Raw genomic sequence first — 19,782 nt, 5'->3', positions numbered from 1 at the left:
TTATTCTTCCATCATCTGCTTTATAACAATATAGTCCGCAAGAAGTTCACTCTTTTCCCTGCATCTCGAAAGAGATCCGTTTACATATTCCCTTATCTCATCAGTGGTGTTGAAGAAAACAGGTATGTTGGAGAGTATCTTTGCCATGATGGCTCTGTTGACTGTCATTGAGTTGGCAGCAAACAGATCTGCAAACTCATTTGTCAGCTTCTCCTTACATGCAGCTATATAATCAGTATCCACATTGAGTACGCCCATCACAGCTATATTGTCTATATCCACAAACATACTTCCCGAGAGAAGCTTATCCATGATCTCCAGATCTCTGTATGTATCCTGAAGCTCATTTGCGGCAATATCATCGGTGTAACCGGTTGAGATGTCGTACACAGCAGACTCAAGCATTACCTTATGCTCTCCTGCCAGCTCCTGTTCTCCGACGATATCGTCAAGGAGTGCATATACATCCTCAAGATGCTCTCCGTCGTCAGCGACAGCCTTCTCTATGACAGTCATCGCTTTCTTACAGCTCTCAGATACGCCTTTCTTTGAATCCAGCGCAAGCATCATAACATAGAGATCGTTTACAAGCTCTATGATGAGCATATATTCAGTCACAACCGAATTCAGGAATGCTGCACTTCTGTCCAGCACATCAGTGAGCTTTCTGTAACCATCGTAATCAAGAGCAGTGTAATCACCGGTCTTTAAGACCTCAAGCGCCTCATGTAGTTCATGGTACTCTGTCTCAAATCCCTCTGGAAGTCTTATGAGAGCAGTATTCTCGATCATCTCAATAAACTGGTCAAGAGACTCCTTCTCCACTCCATTATATATATCAAGAGTTTCTCCCAGAATGTCATAGAATCTGTTCTTTGTCATACGTATCGGGAGCTGTCCTATGATGGACTGCAGTTTGGAGTTGATGGCAACCTTGTCCTGATCTGCGAACACAAATCTGTATATCTCTTCTGCAAAGTCACTGACGCCCGCCTCATCGAGCTCCTTAAGCTCCTTCTGTATCTCCTCGTCAACATTCTCCGAATAACTGTATTCTTTCCTGTTTAAAATATACTCATACATCTCAAATGCATCCGTGTATGATGTGAGCACCTTCATCTTGGCTGTTATGGTGTTCCTGACATCCGATATAAGCTTCATGTCAGCATCCTCGCACACCGTCTTATCTCCCACAACAAAGTCGCCTATCAGCTTGTCGATCACAGCCTGGCACTGAGCGATATATGGATCATCAGGGACATCCCCATCCATATGCATGTCCTTGAGTGTCAGGTAATTCAAGGTGAATTTGTGGCATGCATATTCATAATTTGCTTTCGATGCCACCCCTGCAAACAGTGCAAGATTCCTGTCCAGATCCTTCTTTCTCTGTATATCGGTTATAAGCTTCTTCTCTTCATTATACATAATAAACTTCCTCTTTTATCTTCTTTATAAATCTTTGATCATATATCCTAGTTGTGTGTATGAGTAAACAGATGATCCTGACAATACTCCTTGTTACCTGTACACTTTGAGCAGTACCTGAACTGCAGATCAGGATAATCTTTGTCCGTTCTTCCACACACAACGCATCTGTGTCCGATATTCTCCTGTTTTGCTGTCCGCACCTGCCTGTTATAATTCCGCCGCCTCTTCATCTGCTTTGGCGAAAACTTTCTGAAGTTCTTCGTGCTCAGATAGAATATCACAAAGCTCACAAGTGACATGGCTATGTTCACTCTTCCCATAAATGTCTCATTGATGAAGTAATACGCTATAATGACGATATACAGTATCGAGAGATACTTCATCTTGATCGGTATGATCATGGCGTATAACACGCTCATGTCAGGATAGCATACCGCTATAGCAAGGAATATGGACATCAATATATAATATGTCGATGCATATGCGAAATAACCAGTCGAGCTCGCGTAATCATACCTTATGATATAGGTACAGAATATGTGTGCAAGCATTATACCGATCATGGTAAACAGCATGGAGCTGAACATGTACAGATTATAAAGGAATGTTCCGATAGTACGTTCCAGCAGAGATCCCAGACTGTAGTAAAATATCAGCATGATTATCGTGAATATATCGACACCGAATACCGGTGGTGTGATTATCCATGTGAAAAGTCTCCACACCTGTCCATGCATTACCGCCGCCGGATCAAGTGTCAACATGAACAGTATCTTTGGCTGGAACATGAACAACAGATATCCTATACCGTAGCCTATGATGAGGTATAATGTGAGGTTTCGAATGGAGTATCTGCCAAACTTCTTCTCGATCTTACTTATTATATTCATAGAAAAACTCCTGTCATACTTTTTTAAACTACACCTTTTGAATTATATAATATAAAAAATGAGTTTACAACAGTAGAATAATTAAGTTTTTCTAACCTGGCGGATAACAGCAAAATAGCTGCCAGCTATAAACCGGCAGCCAGGACAGATATCATACAGCCATGTGCATCCATCTACTTCTGAAAGTCCACATACTTTATCTCCATGTCCGCGGCAAGGGCCATCTTGTAGAGATCCGGATTGAATTTGAACAGATCATCCGGAGATACTCCGGTATTCTTAAGGACATCCTCAAATGTATCTCCATCCTGCACTGTATATATAAGAAAATCTTCCTCCATGATCACGGGAATACACACTTCATCCCCCGGCTGCATATTGTATACGTTGATGTACGGGTTTGCTGATATGATGTCGCTGAGCTTTACCTTGTATATCCTGGACAGCTTATACAGTGTGTCCCCTCTCTTCACTACATGGATAACTCCGTTACAGGTATCAAAATTCATAGCTTACCCCTGAAAGGCTTTTTTATAATATATTCACCTCCGATGATATAGTTACCTGCAAAAAACTTTTATTTTTACATTTTCTGGTAATGGTTAAGTTTTTATAAAGTCATTGTATTTTTTTAAACCCTACACTATAATAAAGTAGCTTTATCGGCAGAAATGTCGAAATCAAACACATTCAACACACAAAAGAAATTGGAAGGGTTGTTTTATGTACACATTAGGAATTGATATTGGATCAACAACAGTTAAGGTTGCTGTCCTTGATAAGGCGGGCAAGATACTTTTCTCCGATTACAAAAGACATTTTGCAAATATCAAAGAAACACTTAAAGATCTTGTACAGGAAGCAAAGGATGCCCTCGGCGAGAACGAGGTCAATCCATGTATAACCGGTTCAGGTGGACTGGCTCTCGCCCAGCTCATCGGTGTGCCATTTACACAGGAGGTAGTCTGTGTATCAGAGGCACTGCAGGACTATGCACCACAGACCGACGTTGCCATAGAGCTCGGCGGTGAGGATGCCAAGATCATATATTTTACAAACGGAATAGAGCAGCGTATGAATGGTGTCTGTGCCGGAGGTACAGGCTCATTCATCGACCAGATGGCTACACTTCTGCAGACCGATGCATCAGGTCTTAACGACTATGCAAAGGATTACGATACCATCTACCCTATCGCTGCAAGATGTGGTGTATTTGCCAAGACAGATATACAGCCACTCATCAACGAGGGAGCTACAAAGCCAAACCTGGCCGCTTCCATATTCCAGGCCGTTGTCAACCAGACTATATCCGGTCTTGCATGTGGTAAACCTATCAAGGGCAATGTTGCATTCCTGGGCGGTCCTCTTCACTTCCTCCCGGAGCTGAAGAATGCATTTATCAGAACTCTTAACCTGACAGGTGATGCCATCATAGATCCGGGACACTCACATCTGTTTGCAGCCGTAGGTGCCGCCATGAACTCCAAGCCTGAGGTATCCATGACACTTTCAGAGCTTATACATGCACTCTCACAGGAGCTCAACCTCTCCTCAGGTGTAGAGAGACTTGCGCCACTCTTTGAGAGCGATGAAGATTACGAGAAATTCAAGGCAGATCACAACAAGTACGCCGTAAAGCGCGGTGATCTCGCAACATATAAAGGAAACTGTTTCATCGGTGTCGATGCCGGTTCAACCACCACAAAGGTTGCACTTGTCGGTTCTGACGGTGAACTGCTCTACGACTTCTACAGCAGCAACAACGGAAGTCCACTTAACACCACCATCAGAGCTATAAAGGATATATACAGCAAGCTTCCTGAGGGCGCAGTGATCGCAGGCTCATGTTCTACTGGTTACGGTGAGGCTCTTATCAAGCAGGCTCTCTCACTGGATTTCGGTGAGGTTGAGACTATCGCCCATTACACCGCTGCTGCATTCTTTGACCCGGAGGTTGACTGTATCCTCGATATCGGCGGTCAGGATATGAAGTGTATCAAGATCAAGAACGGTGTCGTAGATAACGTTATGCTGAACGAGGCATGTTCATCTGGATGTGGTTCATTCATAGAGACATTTGCAAAGTCACTCAACTATGATATTGCGGACTTTGCACATATAGCCATAACAGCAAAAACCCCTATAGACCTCGGTTCAAGATGTACTGTTTTCATGAACTCAAAGGTTAAGCAGGCCCAGAAGGAGGGAGCATCCGTGGCTGATATATCCGCCGGACTTGCCTACTCCGTCATCAAAAATGCCCTGCTCAAGGTTATAAAGCTCACAGATCCTAAGGATCTCGGCAAGAACATTGTGGTACAGGGTGGTACCTTCTACAACGATGCTGTCTTAAAGAGCTTTGAGGTCATATCAGGAAGAACAGCCATAAGACCTGACATCTCAGGTATCATGGGTGCTTTTGGTGCTGCCCTCATCGCTAGGAACAAGTACAAAGAGGGATTTGTCACGACTATGCTCCCTATCGAGGAGATAAGAAAGCTCACATATGAGAGCTCCATGACAAGATGTAAAGGATGTACAAACAACTGTCTCCTTACAATAAACAAATTCTCAAACGGCAAGAGGTTCATCACCGGAAACAGATGTGAGAAGGGTGTAGGTCTGAAGAAGAACGCAGACAACATCCCTAACCTCTTTGAATATAAGCTTGGAAGAATATTTGGCTATGAGTCACTTAAGCCTGAGGAGGCAAAGCGCGGCGTGATAGGTGTTCCACGTGTACTCAACATGTACGAAAACTATCCTTTCTGGCACACATTCCTCACAAAGCTTGGATTCTCAGTTGTACTGTCTCCAAAGTCATCGAGAAACATATACAGCCTGGGTATCGAATCCATACCTAGTGAGTCAGAGTGTTACCCTGCCAAGATCTCACACGGACACGTTATGTGGCTGCTGAAAAATGGAATCAAGTCCATCTTCTACCCATGTGTACCATATGAAATGAACGAGACTCCTGAGGCAAACAATCACTACAACTGTCCTATCGTTGCTTCTTATGCAGAGAACATCAAGAACAACATGGAGGAACTCAAGGCTGACGACATAACATTCATCAGACCATTTGTGGCCCTGGACAACGAGGAAGCTCTCGTAAAACGTATGTACCGTGAGATGTCCAAGTACTATGATGTGACAATGGACGAGATTGGAAGCGCCATACATGCGGCGTACGCAGAGGCAGAAAAAGTCAAGGAAGATGTACGTGCAAAAGGCGAAGAAACCCTCAGATACATTGATGAACATGACATGCTCGGTATCGTTCTGGCAGGTCGTCCATACCACCTTGATCCTGAGATCAACCACGGTCTACCAGAACTCATCAACTCATACAAGATCGCTGTCTTTACCGAGGATTCAGTCGCACACCTTGGCAAGGTCGAGAGACCTCTTATTGTCTCCGACCAGTGGATGTACCACTCAAGACTGTACAAGGCAGCCAACTACGTCAAGACCTGTGACAACTTAGAGCTCATACAGCTCAACTCATTCGGCTGTGGTCTGGACGCTGTAACAACTGACTGTGTCAACGATATACTTACCAAGTCAGGCAAGATATACACTGTCCTCAAGATCGATGAGGTCAGCAACTTAGGTGCAGCAAGGATCAGAATCAGATCCCTCATAAGCGCGGTCAACTCAAGACATGAACAGCACTACAAGACATGTCCGTCAAGCAGTGCCATCAACAGAATAGAATTTACCAAGGAGATGAAGAAGGACTATACAGTTCTTGCACCTCAGATGTCTCCTATCCATTTCGATCTTCTTGCACCTGCATTCAAGTGCATGGGAATCAATATTGAGATCCTGCCGGATGCAACCAAGGAGACGATAGATGTTGGTCTGAAATATGTAAACAACGACGCATGTTATCCATCTCTGATCGTTGTCGGACAGATGATGAGCGCCATCACTTCAGGAAAGTACGATGTGAACAAGCTGGCTGTCATCATGAGCCAGACAGGAGGCGGATGCCGTGCAACAAACTATGTAGGATTTATCAGACGTGCCCTCTCCAAGGCAGGCTACGGTCAGATACCTGTAATAGCACTGTCAGCCCAGGGCTTTGAGAAGAACTCAGGTTTCAAGATAAGCTACAAGGTCGTAAAGCGTGCAATGCAGGCTCTGATATATGGTGATGTATTCATGAGATGTCTGTACAGGACAAGACCTTACGAGAAGGAAAAGGGTTCGGCAAATGCACTCCATGAGAAATGGAAGAAGGTTTGTCTGGAGAGCCTTACAAAGACCGGAAGCAACGCAGTATTCAAGAAGAATATACAGGGAATCGTCCACGACTTCGATACTCTTCCACTCCTTGATATCAAGAAGCCTAGAGTCGGAATTGTTGGAGAGATACTTGTAAAGTTCCTGCCATCAGCCAACAACCATCTGGTTGACCTGCTCGAGGCAGAAGGTGCAGAGGCAGTTATGCCGGATCTCCTGGACTTCTTCATGTACTGCTTCTACAACAACAATTACAACTATGAGTTCCTCGGCAAGACCAAGAAGGGCGCCATAGTCAGCAACACTGTTATAAAGGTTCTGGAGTCTTTCAGAAAACCTGCTAGGGATGCACTTGAGAAGAGTAAGCGTTTCGAGGCCCCAGCTCATATTGAAAAACTTGCCGAGTATGCAAGACCTATCGTATCCATTGGTAACCAGAATGGTGAGGGATGGTTCCTTACAGGCGAGATGATCGAGCTCATAAAGAGCGGTGCCCCTAACATCGTGTGCGCTCAGCCATTTGCATGTCTGCCTAACCATATCGTAGGCAAGGGTGTTATCAAGCATCTGCGTGAAGCATATCCTGAGGCAAACATCGTGGCTGTCGACTATGATCCTGGTGCATCTGAGGTCAATCAGGTAAACAGAATCAAGCTCATGCTTGCAGCGGCAAATAAGAATATGAAGAAATAAAAGATAGTTATATAACGCTAAAGGCACATCACATACAGAATATTTCTGCATGTGATGTGCCTTTTTCACGTTATGAATTACCTAGGTTTAATTATATCTTTTCATGAACCGCTGCTTATCTTTGCTTAACTGTTCTGCACATGCGATCCTCTCATCACCGGTTATCCGGCTGTCAAACCAGTTGTCGTTGTCATCAGAAAACCATCCCGCAAAGTAATCCGAGCAGCCCTCAGGTATAACGCCATTCCGCTCCCTGAGTTCCTCATGTGCGTCACTTACCACCTGTGTCTTCCAGATGTCCACAACTGACTGATATTCATCCGGATCGGTATCATCGATGGTCCTTATATCAAATATCGTGTCCGGCGCCAGACCGGGATCCATCTCTATAATTCCAAATCTACAATACTGTGCTCTGTTCTCCATGACCTTGAGGCTTCTGTCCGTATAATAATCCCTTCCCAGTATATATACACCACATCCGGTGGCGGGATCTACCTTGAGCGGAATACATATATCTGTTCTCTGCTCTGTGTTCAGGATGTCCAGAAGCTTTGTGCTCTCCTCCTCCAGCCTGTTCTCATCTCTCTGTGGCTCAACAACTGAACTGCCTAAAAAAGGATTATTCAGCCTCTTAGTCCGAAATAACTGTTCAACAAGATCAAGACTTTTATCCTTCTTTCTTGGAATAAGGTTCTCCATCTCTGAGACGTTATCCATACGGCCTGTATCCTCACCGCTTCTGATCTGTCTGAATCCCATGTCGTAGAATTTGGCGGCTATATCATACATTATTATGGCGTACAGCATCTCGTATGTTATCATCTGTACAATGCCGGGGCTCTGGCAATCTTCGCACGGAAGGTCTATATCGGACTCATCCAGAGAAACAGGAACCACATCGTCATCTCGAAAACACTCTCTTACTGTTCTGTCAAATAACTCCTTGTCTTCACCGGCAGTCTTGAGCAAAGCTTTGAGTTTGTCTTTTGTCTTACGTTTTCCAGCCGCAAGCTCATCTTCCAGCCTGTCAAAACCCCTTCTGATGAGCTGTCTGTTTTTCACTCTGGCCATGGTCTTCCTGTTGCCATACACTACACCGGCTTTGTCTTTTTCCATGTTGATCTTCGGCATATTGAGCTTTATTCTGATATATCCCTCCATGAACCCAGGAATATCGATCTCTCCGCGGTCGTATCTCAACTGGAGTCTCCGGAGTTTTATGTAATTTCTTTTATCATCCCCAGCTTCCCGGGTATCGATGTCTTTCTCGTATTCATCCCTTATATATTTGAATATTGCGGACTTCTCTATTTTCTCATCAAAGTCTTTTTTGAGATTTTTGTAGTATTCCCTCTTAAAATCCTTCATCAGTCATCCGCCCCGCCTTCTGCGTGCTTCTTTGCCGCGTAGCTCACCATGCGCTGTGCCCTTTTCATGTAAATGTATGAGTCAGAAAATGCATCCTCAAATCCATATGACGATGCATTTATACTGCACAGATAGATATTGAGCATCCTCTTTACTACATTTGCAAGATCGATATCCTGCGGAAGTTCATCGGAAAAATATATTTCCCTGAAGCGTCTGTATTTCGTGCAGAACACGTCAGGATTCTGGACATCACAAATCCCAATGAGCTCTGGCATCTCTTCCCCAGTTACCGATTCGCTCCAATCTTCCATTTCCTCTCTTATCTCCTCAGGAAGATCTTCTATTTCCTGATATGAACCGTTGATACGCTCCACATCTTTCTCATAGAGCTTATTTGCCCTGTCAAGCATCTCATCTGTTATCAGGCTTTTTATCTTCTCACCTGAAAGCAGCTCGTATAAAGAATCACAATATGCCAGAAGATTGGCACGCTGTACACCACCGCAGTAAAACTCGGTAAACACATCGTCATATCTCATCTCACCTGATCCAAGCTCCTCTGCCATCATGTATATCTGTTCAAATGTCGACACCGGCAGTTCAACCAGCTCTTCATCACCCAGATAATCCTCCGTCAATATTACCTTTATTGCAAGATACATAAAATCGCTCAGATATTCCCGGAGCACATCCGGCATGTGCTCAGAAGTGACCGACCTGAAACCGTTTTCTCTCCACATGTTGTTGGCTGTTCCATACTCTTCTATACGATCTACATTCGCCGCTATGAAGCTATCTATACGTTCCTCGCTGACTACACCATTAACATCCGTAATCTCCGGCAAAAACGATCTGTTCCTGCCGCTCATCTCAGCTTCAATGTCGCGCAGCTTTTTCTCAAAGCTGTACTGACGGAAGCTCATATTTCTCATTTTATCTACCATATACCCCATAAATATTGCTCCTTGTATATTATTTATATTCATTTTCATACTTACATCTGTCCATGTCAAACATATTCTCTGTTTTTTCCGGTTAATTACTTACATACCTTATCGTCATTCTCCATTTCAGTATGTCGATTTAAATACCTTCCATTCCGGATGTTCCTGATCACCATGTCCGCAGCAACGCTGCTGAGTGTTATCTTAGTAACACCTTCCGACGTGGTATATCTTCCCATGCCTATCTTTTTACCTTTTTTCGTTACGACGCAGTCATACTTTCCTCTTGAACCTTCCTTACTCATCAGATATTTGTCTGACACAAGCCCCATCACAATGGAATATGTATTTAACATATCCTCCTGTATCACCTCTGCCACGTCATATATATCAATACACTCTCTTACCTTGAATACAAGTCTGTTGAGAGTGCACCCATACTTAAAATCCATCCTGTCAACATGCCCGGCAGCGTAATAAATTATGTCCGTAATTATACGGAAACGTTCCTTTTCCAACTGTTCCAGCCCAGGCTGGTCTGTATTTTTACCCATCATATTCCTCCTCTATGTCACAAATGTCTGCAGATCAATTATATTTCTTTATTATTTCTTCCCTCCTATATCACTGCTTGCGTTTTATAGTCAACTTATTGAGCATATTAATTGTATGAAATGTGATAGTTTTAACAGTAATGGAGGTTTTTCATATGATTTCTTATAGACCCTTTTACGAAACACTATACAAAAAGAACATCACTGAATATGCTCTCATATTTAAGCACGGCATACCGGCCAATACCATTCACAGAATGAAACATGGTGAAGCCATAACTACAAAGACTCTCGATGTTCTCTGTAACATTCTCGACTGTCCGGTATCCGATATAATTGAATTTGTCAAATCTGACAGCTAGATAAATTCCTTTTCCACATCTATGCACTCGCCTCTGGCAATCATTTGTACATATCTAAGCAATTCTTTCTTTGTCTCCTTGGCTTTCTGCAGCCTGCAGATCAGCTTTTTGATTCCCTCGTCATCAAGAAGATTGTTTGGATATCGACACAGATTGATAAACATATCATCCTCGGTTGATGAATATATCATCGGCATCCCATCGCCATTCACCTTCATTTTCACAACAACTGCCAGATTCTGCATGTCCAGCTCATTATTTTTCAGGTCTCCCATATAGTCGCAAAAATAATTAAATGCAACATAATAGTCATCATTCTCTATCTTGAGAGTTGAGATATAATTCTGTTTCTCCGCATATAAATTGCTTCTTATTAACTTGAATTTCTTCATAAACATTGCCTCCTTTTCTTATACTGGTATGTCTCAAGCTTCTATATCATAATATCAGACGTTTATTTTTCTTCCGTTTTTTTTACATAAAAATACCCTCTTTATCGGTTGACCGGTAAAGAGGGTAAATATCTCAATATTTATGATAGCGTTTTTAGGTGTTATTGGTGTTACTATGTTCTATGGCACGACATTAGGAGTTTGTCGGAAGTTTGGGTTGTTTATATCAAATGGTACACTTTTTATCGACAGTTTTCTTTTTAATTTTGGTATCTGTGTGTTATCGAAATAAAACCCAGTCTATAAACTAAATTACAAACTGGGTTTTAATATATTACTTTCTGGCACCGCAGGTGGTACACTCCTGGTGTGTTACTGCGTTATGATGCTTTGTGCCAGTCTGAACTTTCTCATATCCTACTATTACAGGGTTTGATGCACTTTGGCATACTTGAAGAGCACATCTACCAGCAGGGTCTGGGTCAGGACAGTTAGGAAAACAATGAATACAGTGGTCTATACACCATTGTACTTTGGCACCAGAATCATCCAATTCATCTGCATAAGTACCATCAGGCCATGCTGCATGATACTCTATAATAGGTTTTTCTTCATAAATTGGCTCATCCCACTCATCCTTATCTACAACTGTCTTCCATGTATGCTGGTGAGCCACTACTAAACGAAGTGTCTCTACTTTATTGTTTGAATATCTGACTGTGATCTTTACTGTACCCTTCTTCTTAGTGGTAACAGTAAAGGATTTCTTGTTCTTTGCAAGCTTTACTGTCGCAAGCTTTGTATTAGAGCTCTTCACATACTTGAGCTTTATGTTGGTGTTTATTACACGCTTTTTAGACGGACTCATTGTAAATTTCGTAGTTCTGACTACGTTACATACTATACGTCTCTTGTCCTTTGTGATCACCGTAAACTTTGTTTTTCCGTTACGGATTCCTGACACAACCACCTTGCGTGATGATGCTTTTCTCATCTTCACTGCACTCTGGCTTCCAAAGCTTATCTTTGCAATATCAGCCGGCATGGTGATAGTCTTTCTCTCTCTTCCTGCCAGATAGCACGTCATAGTCTTGGTCGACTTATACGCTGTGCTCTTACTGGTTGTTGCAGCATTTGCCGAAACATTAGGTATCAGTGATAATGCCATCACACATACCATAATCAAAGTTACAATTCTGGTTATAAAACCTGTCTCACTCTTTTTCATATTACATTCCCTCCTTCGTATAATGCACCGTATTTACGGTATCCCTCACACTAAAATAATTGATGTGCTATATGGATATGCAATACACACACTTATTTTCTTATTATACAGTACAAGCTACATCATAGTCAATATGTTGAGTATTTACATTGCATACATTTTCATAACTAATATTGGAACTATTTTAAATATCCATAGTCCAGATTTTTATTTTCATTTCAAAGAAGTCTACTATATCACCCCCATTACTCAGATTCCATCCGGACTTTATATACTCATCCGTCCACTCAATTACTATATCTGCCATCTCGTCCAACGGAATATTTGGCAATGGCCTGAGACATTCACCTACTCCGTACATCCTGGCAAGACATATTGCAATTTTCACCCAGTTTTTTTCGTACATTTTAATCTCTGTATCATCCATACTCTTTTACACCTCCGCAATATTCCTCTAACTCTCAAGCTCATATACGAAGTATAATCTTCCAACATAGATATTCCGTATAAAAAACGGAGATTTTTGCCAGGCAATGCTATTTTCTTTTATTTTTCACTTTATCATCCGGCTGTATGAATTTTAGCTTATCAGGGGTGCGGTAGCTGAAATGTACCGTGTACATATCTCCCTTTTCTGCCTGCAGATTTATTGTCTGCAGATCTTCAACGACATACTTTTTGCCATCATAGGTATATTCTAATGTGAGTTTCTGGCTGTATCCACCCATCATATCGTCATTTGTCACCTCTGTCACGGTTGCGACAGCTTCAGAGTGGATACGCCGGTTCTGAATATACATTCTCACAAAAAATATTACTACAATTACCAATGCTGTGATCTTCATAATCTTCCACAGCATTACCAGCTTCTCGCGGCCAAATGCATACATGACAATAAAACAAAAAAGAAACGCTTCTAAACAATACAGCATATATTTTTACCTCCTGCAATCAAATACCTAACCTGTAAACAAATCATATCACCAGTTATATTTCTTCCGTTTTTTCAACGGCAGGCAAACGACCAGACAAAAAAGAACCACAATGCATAATTTGCATTGCAGTTCTCCCGCTGATATCTGATTATATTTATCTAAGCAATAGTGTACTCCGTCCTGTTACAGTCCTCAAAAAGCTCATCATCAAGCTTTCTCTGTAGCTGTGAGCGGATAAATCGCACTCCCATTCTGTTTTCGGCCGCCTGCTTTGCCAGCTTGTGCTTTGCATTAGCTGACATCTTCAGCCGCACCCCGTAATAGTCCGCAATCTTATCGACCGGACTGATCCCTTCGGCATTTAAGATGGCGTAGAAATCATCCTCTGTCATCTCATTTAGCTGCACTATAGTGCCTATACGACCGGCGACCTCGCTTCTGACATTTGCGTACTGCACCAGATCTTCCTGAGTGAATGTACTCCTGTATCCGTCAAATGACTCGTCAGACGATACTGCACCAAAACCTATAGCCCTGCTCTTATTCACAGCCACATCCTTCGCTCTGACCATGGAATCGAAGGAACCCAGGAACACAAAACTTACATTTGATGTATCTATATCAAGAGCTGGTTCACTGTTCGACGGATTGCCATCAAAATGAACCATGTCCCCCTCCAGGACCTTCAGCAGTTCATTCTGGACTATGTAACTGTAATGCCTGTCGTCCGCATCCTCGAACATCTTGTCAGCCTCATCAAGGACAATGATAAGGTGGCCCATTTTATCCTGAGGCACCCCATCGAACAGATTTCTGACCTTTGTATTTCCCTTCCAGCCCGTGCCCGTCAGAGAGGTGGCATTGTGGATCACTATGTTCGGATATAGCTTTGCGAGCTGCCTGAATATCTCTGTCTTGCCACAGCCGGTAGGGCCTGCAAAGAGTACATTCTGCCTCCTGCCATTCACATGGTTCCAGATGAGCATGGCAGCGGCGCGCTTTGCCTCCTTCTGGCCGTACACATTCCGGTCAAGGTACTTGTATATCCTGGCAGGTGAACTCAATATATGACTCACCTGTCCGGATGTTTCTGACGGAATCTCATCTTCACAAAGGATATCCTCATCTATTTCCTCAGTCTCACCATCAGGCCTCCTGTCGTGATGATTTCCGAATATTATATCACTTACCCGCTCACTCACATCTGAGTCACACGGAATGCTCTCCTGGTCAGTCCTGCTGTATGCACACATAAGCGTAGCTGAAATGTCCTCCACATCCTCGTCCCGGATGTTCAGGTTTTCCAGAGCTGTGAGCAGCAATTCTCCGACCGTTTTGCTGGTTTTGTGCTGCCAAACCCTGTTCAGTTCTTCAACCTTATCAAGCTCCTCATAATACTCTTCATCCGTCATAGAGTCATAGACCCCAGCCTTTGCCCTTTTGGTGAAGTCGACCGCAGGATTGGTTATGCTCCTGTTTCTGAATCCTCTTCCTGCCGCCTTGATAAGTTCTGCATAAAGTTCTTTCATATTTGTTATATCCATGTGTAAACTCCTTTCTTTCTCCGAAGTGTATGCAAATGTTTTGTTTTCATGATTAGAGTATACACACGATATTTTTATATCTCGTAAATTCTACGATCGTTTCCCATCTGCCACAGCTCAAGCTTCTCTCCGTCGGCACACTTTTTTCCTGTATAGAAATGATTCTGTTCGTATCTGAAGTAATATTTTTTATTCTCCTCAGTGTCATTTATGATTTCCATATCCTGATATCCGGGTCTTGTAATATGCCTAGGTTTTAACTGACTTACCTTGAGTCCCCTGCGGGCCAGGCAGTCAACAAGATATGTCGCATATCTCGTATCATATGCATGATAATGCTCAAGTCTCTGTGGCTTTCTACTATATGTAACCGCTATATACAAACACTCTTCGTAGGTATTCCTTCAAATTAACTACATTTGCCATGATTATCTTATGTTCTTTCTACTGCTGCTTCCATTACTGTACTGATAATAAAATCCTGTCTCTGTCTAATACAGAGAATCGGGACCGTATGTTCTCTCCATTCTGTACAACATATCCGTCTTCTCCATCGCCTTCCTGATGTAGATAACCGCATCTGCCATGTCATATGCATTGCCATATATTGATATGTTGTGCTTACATAGATACATATCAAGAGCCCCTTCGACCACCTTTGTCACGATGTACAGATAGCTATACGGCACCTCGTCTGAATAGAGAAGCGCCATAAACTCCCTGAACCGTGCGCAGAATGTCTCCGCATCCGCCACATGTTCGTGAAGATATTTCCACGGCTCAAGATCATGGAAAAATGGCTTCTCCTTCAATGGGATACCGCATCCTTCCATAAAGAATTCATATTCTTCTTCATCTCCACCTATACCATAATCACAGTCCATAATATCAGCAGGAGATTCATTTGACCTCCGAACATCCCCGTTCTCAGCCTCAAGCTGCTCAAATGCGACTTCCATCCTTCTTTTCATGTCCGGTGTCATCCATGTGTCCTCTGTGCTGTCACTTAGCCAGTAATACACCTCAATGCCCCACGAGATGACTCCTGAATCCGACAGAAAACCATCACACTCATATTCCATGAGCAGATTATTCTTGTCCTGCCCAGAATTGAAATTCCTGCATCCTGCAAGTATTGTGTTAAATGACTCGTCGGGAAGCGTCTCAATCTTATTCTCCAGCCAGTCAAGCTTGAGCAGAGACATGCGGACAGCCAGGTACAAATACAGTCTCATATATCTGCAAAAGCTCTTCTGCCCGGGCAGGGCTTTCTCATCAACTATCCTGCCAAACCAGAGCATGTTTTTGCCAGCATATATATCCATCAGCTCTAAAAACTCACCTATGAAGGCCTGCGTTTTAGACTCACTGAACTTTCCGTTCTCATCTGTTACATATGGGACGATCGAGTGAGACCTCCCGCTTATGATCTTTTCAAATTCGTCCATGAGATCATGGTATTTTTTCTTATTTTCGCTGACCTCATTGAGTCTTTGTCTCTCAAACCAATCCACGATCATTCCTCCTTATCACCCGTCCTAACTTACAGACTCCTATGTTTTTTCTTCGTAACCGAGTGAAATGCAGGAATGAGCTGTCCCTTTTTATCAGGCAGATTCGTCTCCATATCCTTGCCGTAACACTGGAAATAGTATTTGTAAGCATCCAGTTCCGAAAGCCTTGGAAGCATCGGTATGGGATTCTTTGTCCAGAACACAATGCAGTCAACCACCTCAGGTGAGAGGTCTATCCTGCTTATATCTCACCTCATAAGGAGGCTTGTTATTGTTGTAAGTATGTGGCCGCGTCGTATTGTAGTAATTCTCCACAAAATCATCTACTGCATCGTACAGCTCTCTCTCATTACCATAGCTTTTTCGGTTGATCAGCTCGCTCTTTAACGTGCTGAAATACCTTTCCATGGGTGCATTGCTGTAGGGATGCCCCGGAGGGCTCATACTCTGACGGATACCTCTCTCCAGACAATATGTCGTGAATTCCTCCGATGTAAATTCATTTCCCTGATCAGAGTGAAGGATCAGCCTCCGTGGATCTATTTCTTTATCTGTGGACAGAGCCTTTTTCAAAGTCTTTATAGCAAGTTTCGAGTTCATTTCAGTGCCACACAGAGACGCTACAATACTCCTGTCATACAGATCCATAATGGCACAGTTGAACCGTATACTTCCATTTTCAAGTGCGATGAATGTAAAATCTATGCTCCACTTCTCATTTACCCGGCCCGCCTTGAAATTACCCTTTAAAATATCCGGGCAAATGTGAAAAGGCATGCGCTTTTCATACGGAGGATGTCTGGCACCAACCACCGAACACAATCCAAGTTCCTGGTTCATATACTTTCTCGTTGTCTCAAGGCTGATATTATAACCCCTCTGAAGCAGATAGTAATGCATTTTTCTGTATCCGTCGGTGCCATTATGCTCTTCATATATAGAACGGATCTCATCTAAGATCTGATCTTTCTGTGCCTTGCACCCATCTCTTTTACTGTGCAGGTAATTATAGTACACACTTGGCGACAGCCCAAACTCGTTCAAAAGCCAGCGCACGCCAAACCTGCCACTATACTTTTCTATGAATTCGTATATTGCTTCCCTACTCTCGCCATCCAGATCTTCTGACCTCAGCCGTGTAAAAGAAATCTTCTTATCGGTCTCAGCAAGCTTCTGCAATAGACCGCTCAGATACGGATCTTTCCTTTTCGCCATGCTCATACGCAGTCCTCCTTTTTTGTAAAATCAATATCTCATGTCAGGTCTTATTGTACATCTGATACATTTTTGTCCCGTACAAATTACGAAGCAATTTTCAATATTGATTTTTGGATAGAAATTTTCGTATCCATGTGCTATTTTGATACTTTGATTTGTTTTATATATGAGAACTCAATTGAGAAGGAACAAGATTCCTGATTCTCTCATACATACAAACCACGGAGGTGATGACACTTGAAGCAGCAGCAACTGCTTGAACTATATGACAATTACTCGGACAATGCATTCCGTCTGGCCATGAGTTTTCTTGGCAATATAGTGGATTCCGAGGACATTGTCCAGAATGTATATACCAAGCTTATAGAAAAAAGTCCTCACATATCAAAGGGATGTGAGAAGTCCTATATTCTCACCATGACCGCAAATATGTGCAGAAACCATTTGAAATCAGCGGCAAACAGACTGAACAGCAGCTATGAAGAGCTGGCAAACGATGATCTCACAAGTGGCTTCAATATGGAGGAACAGTCAATGTTTGCAGCCATAAACAGGCTGCCCGATACATACAGCACGGCCCTGTATCTGCACTATTACGAGGGGTATTCATTCAAGGAGATCGCTAAGATGCTTCATTTGTCAGTCTCAGCAGTCTCCATGCGGATATCCCGCGGAAGGGATCAGCTAAAAGAATTTTTAAAGGAGGAATAGATCATGAATAATAAAGATATAAACGAATTATACAAAGCTACCATGGACAATGTGACCATGCCCCAGGATGACAAAGACGATCTCAGGGCAAAGCTTGCCGAACAGGCTCAAACCGGCAGATCTGGTCACAGACTCGCCCGCGTCGGCAAATATGCCGCCATCGCCGCTGCCGTGTGCGCAGTTCTTCTGTGCATCCCGGCGACAAGAACAACCGTCTCAGCAGCCATAGACTACATAAAGCAGACCTTCCACCTGGCAAATGGTACCGAAGTGACATACGAGGAAAACAGTGAGGGAAACTCCATACAGTTCACCATATCTACAGATGATGTCAACGGTTACACGAAAGTTGAAAACGGCCGTCTCTACCTTGTTCTCGGAGATACCAAGGAAGATATCACCGACAAATGCGGTCCTGACAAATATTTCCGTCATGAGATCAAGAATGCGGACGGCTCACACAGCGTCATTCTCATCGGAGGTACACCTGATAGCTGCGGCTGGTGCGAGCTCTTCTTCGACAAGAATGGAAAATATGTATTTAACAACATGAACGTTGAAGACTACAACGACCCATGGCTTAATGACGCCCTGCATGCCGAGGGTGTTGACACAGGCAATCCTTACCTGGATGACCTTGCATCCGAGGATGCTGCCTCTTACGGTATCTCCAACTCAGATGATGACAATACAGCATCAGGAAATGCCACTTACATTGAACAGTAATAAATTTAAATTGTCTACTCTAAGCTAATTTCACTCTTCAGGGGAACTTTTCCCTGAAGAGTATTTTATTTAAATAAGGACACAAAATTATCGCCAATTTGACGTTAAAATTAAAAAAGATACAACTTATTTTGAAATTGTATCTTTTTTAAGATTTGAGACAAAAAGCCGATAATTATGTATCCTTTTTTATGAAAATCATGTTCCTAGAGAAAATCTTCCAAGCTAAATACACTAAAGGAATTTCTCTCTACAGTCTCATAGGAATTCCCTTGTCCTGAAGGTATCTCTTCAGATCTCCTATCTCAAGTTCTTTATAGTGGAACAGAGATGCCGCAAGTGCTGCATCTGCACCGCCCTCTGTCAAGGCATCGTAGAAATGATCCTTTGTTCCCGCACCGCCGGAAGCTATGACTGGAATATTCACATTGTCTGCTATGGTTCTGGTGAGTTCTATGTCATATCCCGCCTTTGTTCCATCGCAGTCCATGCTGGTAAGTAATATCTCTCCTGCGCCAAGTTCTGCGGCCTTCATAGCCCACTCAACTGCATCTATTCCACAGTCGATTCTGCCGCCGTGCTTGTATATGTTCCAGCCTGAACCATCATCACGTCTCTTGGCATCTATTGCTAAGACTACGCACTGGCTGCCAAACTTGTCAGCGGCATCAGCTATAAGCGTCGGATTGTCTATGGCTGCCGAGTTCACGGATATCTTGTCTGCACCCTCACGGAGTATTGCCTTAAAGTCATCGACAGTTCTTATTCCGCCGCCCACTGTGAACGGAATGAAGATAGTCTCTGCAACTCTTCTAACCATATCCACAACTATATTTCTCTGGTCTGATGAAGCTGTTATGTCAAGAAAAACAAGCTCATCAGCTCCCGCCTTGTCATACGCTGCACCGACTGCCACAGGATCACCGGCATCTATGAGATTTACGAAATTTACGCCCTTTACAACTCGTCCGTTCTTCACATCAAGACAAGGTATTATTCTCTTTGTATGCATGTC

At 43.0% G+C, this 19,782-nt stretch carries 20 protein-coding genes; 4 read left to right on the top strand and 16 right to left on the bottom strand.

The features are described from left to right. The 3 genes from DXB91_RS08595 to DXB91_RS08585 form a co-directional block, all read right to left on the bottom strand. Entirely contained in the window at nt 1-1,428 is a 1,428-nt protein-coding gene (locus tag DXB91_RS08595; protein WP_118017537.1) for a hypothetical protein, read from the bottom strand. A 47-nt stretch (nt 1,429-1,475) separates the two neighbouring features. Beyond that, entirely contained in the window at nt 1,476-2,321 is an 846-nt protein-coding gene (locus DXB91_RS08590) for a hypothetical protein (RefSeq protein ID WP_022216549.1), read from the bottom strand. A 173-nt stretch (nt 2,322-2,494) separates the two neighbouring features. Next, nucleotides 2,495-2,830 carry a LysM peptidoglycan-binding domain-containing protein gene (locus DXB91_RS08585; RefSeq protein WP_022216550.1) on the bottom strand — a complete coding sequence of 112 codons (336 nt, stop codon included), beginning with the start codon at nt 2,828-2,830 and terminating at the stop codon, nt 2,495-2,497. A gap of 214 nt (nt 2,831-3,044) precedes the next feature. Between DXB91_RS08585 and DXB91_RS08580 the strand changes: the two genes are divergently transcribed. Next, nucleotides 3,045-7,265: a 2-hydroxyacyl-CoA dehydratase gene (locus DXB91_RS08580; protein ID WP_118017535.1), complete on the top strand. Its 4,221-nt coding sequence runs from the start codon at nt 3,045-3,047 to the stop codon at nt 7,263-7,265. Between the two features lie 87 nt (nt 7,266-7,352). Here the strand turns inward: DXB91_RS08580 and DXB91_RS08575 are convergent, their stop codons facing one another. From DXB91_RS08575 to DXB91_RS08565, 3 genes are all read right to left on the bottom strand, one after another. Next, nucleotides 7,353-8,636: a hypothetical protein gene (locus DXB91_RS08575; RefSeq protein ID WP_118017533.1), complete on the bottom strand. Its 1,284-nt coding sequence runs from the start codon at nt 8,634-8,636 to the stop codon at nt 7,353-7,355. Then, nucleotides 8,636-9,592, bottom strand: a complete 957-nt coding sequence (locus tag DXB91_RS08570; protein ID WP_055222553.1) for a hypothetical protein — start codon at nt 9,590-9,592, stop codon at nt 8,636-8,638. The genes DXB91_RS08575 and DXB91_RS08570 overlap by 1 nt, the downstream gene beginning before the upstream one ends. An 86-nt stretch (nt 9,593-9,678) precedes the next feature. Next, the gene (locus DXB91_RS08565) at nt 9,679-10,137 is read right to left on the bottom strand and encodes a hypothetical protein (RefSeq protein WP_118017531.1); all 459 of its coding nucleotides are present in this window, start codon (nt 10,135-10,137) and stop codon (nt 9,679-9,681) included. A gap of 155 nt (nt 10,138-10,292) precedes the next feature. Here DXB91_RS08565 and DXB91_RS08560 point away from each other — a divergent pair, with 155 nt between their 5' ends. Then, nucleotides 10,293-10,499, top strand: coding sequence for a helix-turn-helix domain-containing protein (locus DXB91_RS08560; protein WP_055144587.1), 207 nt, complete (start codon nt 10,293-10,295; stop codon nt 10,497-10,499). On the opposite strand, the gene DXB91_RS08555 is transcribed toward DXB91_RS08560, so the two are convergent. The 9 genes from DXB91_RS08555 to DXB91_RS08515 all read right to left on the bottom strand — a co-directional run bounded on the left by DXB91_RS08555 (nt 10,496) and on the right by DXB91_RS08515 (nt 17,333). Then, a complete protein-coding gene (locus DXB91_RS08555) occupies nt 10,496-10,891 on the bottom strand; it encodes a hypothetical protein (protein WP_118017529.1) in 396 nt (131 codons plus the stop codon). The genes DXB91_RS08560 and DXB91_RS08555 overlap by 4 nt on opposite strands. Before the next feature lie 334 nt (nt 10,892-11,225). After that, the gene (locus DXB91_RS08550) at nt 11,226-12,119 is read right to left on the bottom strand and encodes a hypothetical protein (RefSeq protein WP_118017526.1); all 894 of its coding nucleotides are present in this window, start codon (nt 12,117-12,119) and stop codon (nt 11,226-11,228) included. Between the two features lie 184 nt (nt 12,120-12,303). Continuing rightward, nucleotides 12,304-12,546, bottom strand: a complete 243-nt coding sequence (locus DXB91_RS08545; protein ID WP_055222544.1) for a hypothetical protein — start codon at nt 12,544-12,546, stop codon at nt 12,304-12,306. 109 nt (nt 12,547-12,655) lie between these two features. Beyond that, nucleotides 12,656-13,051 carry a hypothetical protein gene (locus DXB91_RS08540; protein WP_055144596.1) on the bottom strand — a complete coding sequence of 132 codons (396 nt, stop codon included), beginning with the start codon at nt 13,049-13,051 and terminating at the stop codon, nt 12,656-12,658. Nucleotides 13,052-13,212: 161 nt separating this feature from the next. Further along, nucleotides 13,213-14,598, bottom strand: a complete 1,386-nt coding sequence (locus DXB91_RS08535; RefSeq protein ID WP_118017524.1) for an AAA family ATPase — start codon at nt 14,596-14,598, stop codon at nt 13,213-13,215. Between the two features lie 74 nt (nt 14,599-14,672). After that, entirely contained in the window at nt 14,673-14,981 is a 309-nt protein-coding gene (locus DXB91_RS08530; protein WP_118017522.1) for a hypothetical protein, read from the bottom strand. 108 nt (nt 14,982-15,089) lie between these two features. After that, nucleotides 15,090-16,112, bottom strand: coding sequence for a hypothetical protein (locus DXB91_RS08525; RefSeq protein WP_118017520.1), 1,023 nt, complete (start codon nt 16,110-16,112; stop codon nt 15,090-15,092). Nucleotides 16,113-16,141: 29 nt separating this feature from the next. Next, the gene (locus DXB91_RS08520; protein ID WP_330416364.1) at nt 16,142-16,315 is read right to left on the bottom strand and encodes a DUF1848 family protein; all 174 of its coding nucleotides are present in this window, start codon (nt 16,313-16,315) and stop codon (nt 16,142-16,144) included. 16 nt (nt 16,316-16,331) lie between these two features. Further along, nucleotides 16,332-17,333, bottom strand: a complete 1,002-nt coding sequence (locus DXB91_RS08515; protein WP_118017518.1) for an IS3 family transposase — start codon at nt 17,331-17,333, stop codon at nt 16,332-16,334. Nucleotides 17,334-17,567: 234 nt separating this feature from the next. Between DXB91_RS08515 and DXB91_RS08510 the strand changes: the two genes are divergently transcribed. Next, complete coding sequence (locus DXB91_RS08510; RefSeq protein WP_117874252.1) at nt 17,568-18,041, top strand: RNA polymerase sigma factor; 474 nt, start codon at nt 17,568-17,570, stop codon at nt 18,039-18,041. 3 nt (nt 18,042-18,044) lie between these two features. Further along, nucleotides 18,045-18,767 (top strand): hypothetical protein, encoded by a 723-nt coding sequence (locus DXB91_RS08505; protein WP_243002896.1) that lies wholly within the window; start codon nt 18,045-18,047, stop codon nt 18,765-18,767. Nucleotides 18,768-19,017: 250 nt separating this feature from the next. Here DXB91_RS08505 and hisF read toward each other — a convergent pair whose 3' ends face one another. Continuing rightward, nucleotides 19,018-19,779, bottom strand: a complete 762-nt coding sequence (hisF, locus tag DXB91_RS08500) for an imidazole glycerol phosphate synthase subunit HisF (RefSeq protein ID WP_004851206.1) — start codon at nt 19,777-19,779, stop codon at nt 19,018-19,020. Nucleotides 19,780-19,782: the final 3 nt, after the last annotated feature.

Source organism: Coprococcus sp. OM06-34AC, assembly GCF_003462545.1.
In the GTDB taxonomy this organism is placed as follows: Bacteria; Bacillota; Clostridia; order Lachnospirales; family Lachnospiraceae; genus Coprococcus; species Coprococcus aceti.
This window is presented reverse-complemented; position numbering and strand designations above follow the sequence as displayed.

Bases quoted from the DNA above. Each gene is read 5' to 3' on its own strand.
- DXB91_RS08565 (WP_118017531.1), bottom strand. From the start codon at position 10,137: ATGGGTAAAAATACAGACCAGCCTGGGCTGGAACAGTTGGAAAAGGAA.
- DXB91_RS08555 (WP_118017529.1), bottom strand. From the start codon at position 10,891: ATGAAGAAATTCAAGTTAATAAGAAGCAATTTATATGCGGAGAAACAG.
- DXB91_RS08505 (WP_243002896.1), top strand. From the start codon at position 18,045: ATGAATAATAAAGATATAAACGAATTATACAAAGCTACCATGGACAAT.
- DXB91_RS08535 (WP_118017524.1), bottom strand. From the start codon at position 14,598: ATGGATATAACAAATATGAAAGAACTTTATGCAGAACTTATCAAGGCG.
- DXB91_RS08570 (WP_055222553.1), bottom strand. From the start codon at position 9,592: ATGGGGTATATGGTAGATAAAATGAGAAATATGAGCTTCCGTCAGTAC.
- hisF (WP_004851206.1), bottom strand. From the start codon at position 19,779: ATGCATACAAAGAGAATAATACCTTGTCTTGATGTGAAGAACGGACGA.
- DXB91_RS08560 (WP_055144587.1), top strand. From the start codon at position 10,293: ATGATTTCTTATAGACCCTTTTACGAAACACTATACAAAAAGAACATC.
- DXB91_RS08585 (WP_022216550.1), bottom strand. From the start codon at position 2,830: ATGAATTTTGATACCTGTAACGGAGTTATCCATGTAGTGAAGAGAGGG.
- DXB91_RS08595 (WP_118017537.1), bottom strand. From the start codon at position 1,428: ATGTATAATGAAGAGAAGAAGCTTATAACCGATATACAGAGAAAGAAG.
- DXB91_RS08545 (WP_055222544.1), bottom strand. From the start codon at position 12,546: ATGGATGATACAGAGATTAAAATGTACGAAAAAAACTGGGTGAAAATT.
- DXB91_RS08540 (WP_055144596.1), bottom strand. From the start codon at position 13,051: ATGCTGTATTGTTTAGAAGCGTTTCTTTTTTGTTTTATTGTCATGTAT.
- DXB91_RS08575 (WP_118017533.1), bottom strand. From the start codon at position 8,636: ATGAAGGATTTTAAGAGGGAATACTACAAAAATCTCAAAAAAGACTTT.
- DXB91_RS08550 (WP_118017526.1), bottom strand. From the start codon at position 12,119: ATGAAAAAGAGTGAGACAGGTTTTATAACCAGAATTGTAACTTTGATT.
- DXB91_RS08590 (WP_022216549.1), bottom strand. From the start codon at position 2,321: ATGAATATAATAAGTAAGATCGAGAAGAAGTTTGGCAGATACTCCATT.
- DXB91_RS08515 (WP_118017518.1), bottom strand. From the start codon at position 17,333: ATGAGCATGGCGAAAAGGAAAGATCCGTATCTGAGCGGTCTATTGCAG.
- DXB91_RS08580 (WP_118017535.1), top strand. From the start codon at position 3,045: ATGTACACATTAGGAATTGATATTGGATCAACAACAGTTAAGGTTGCT.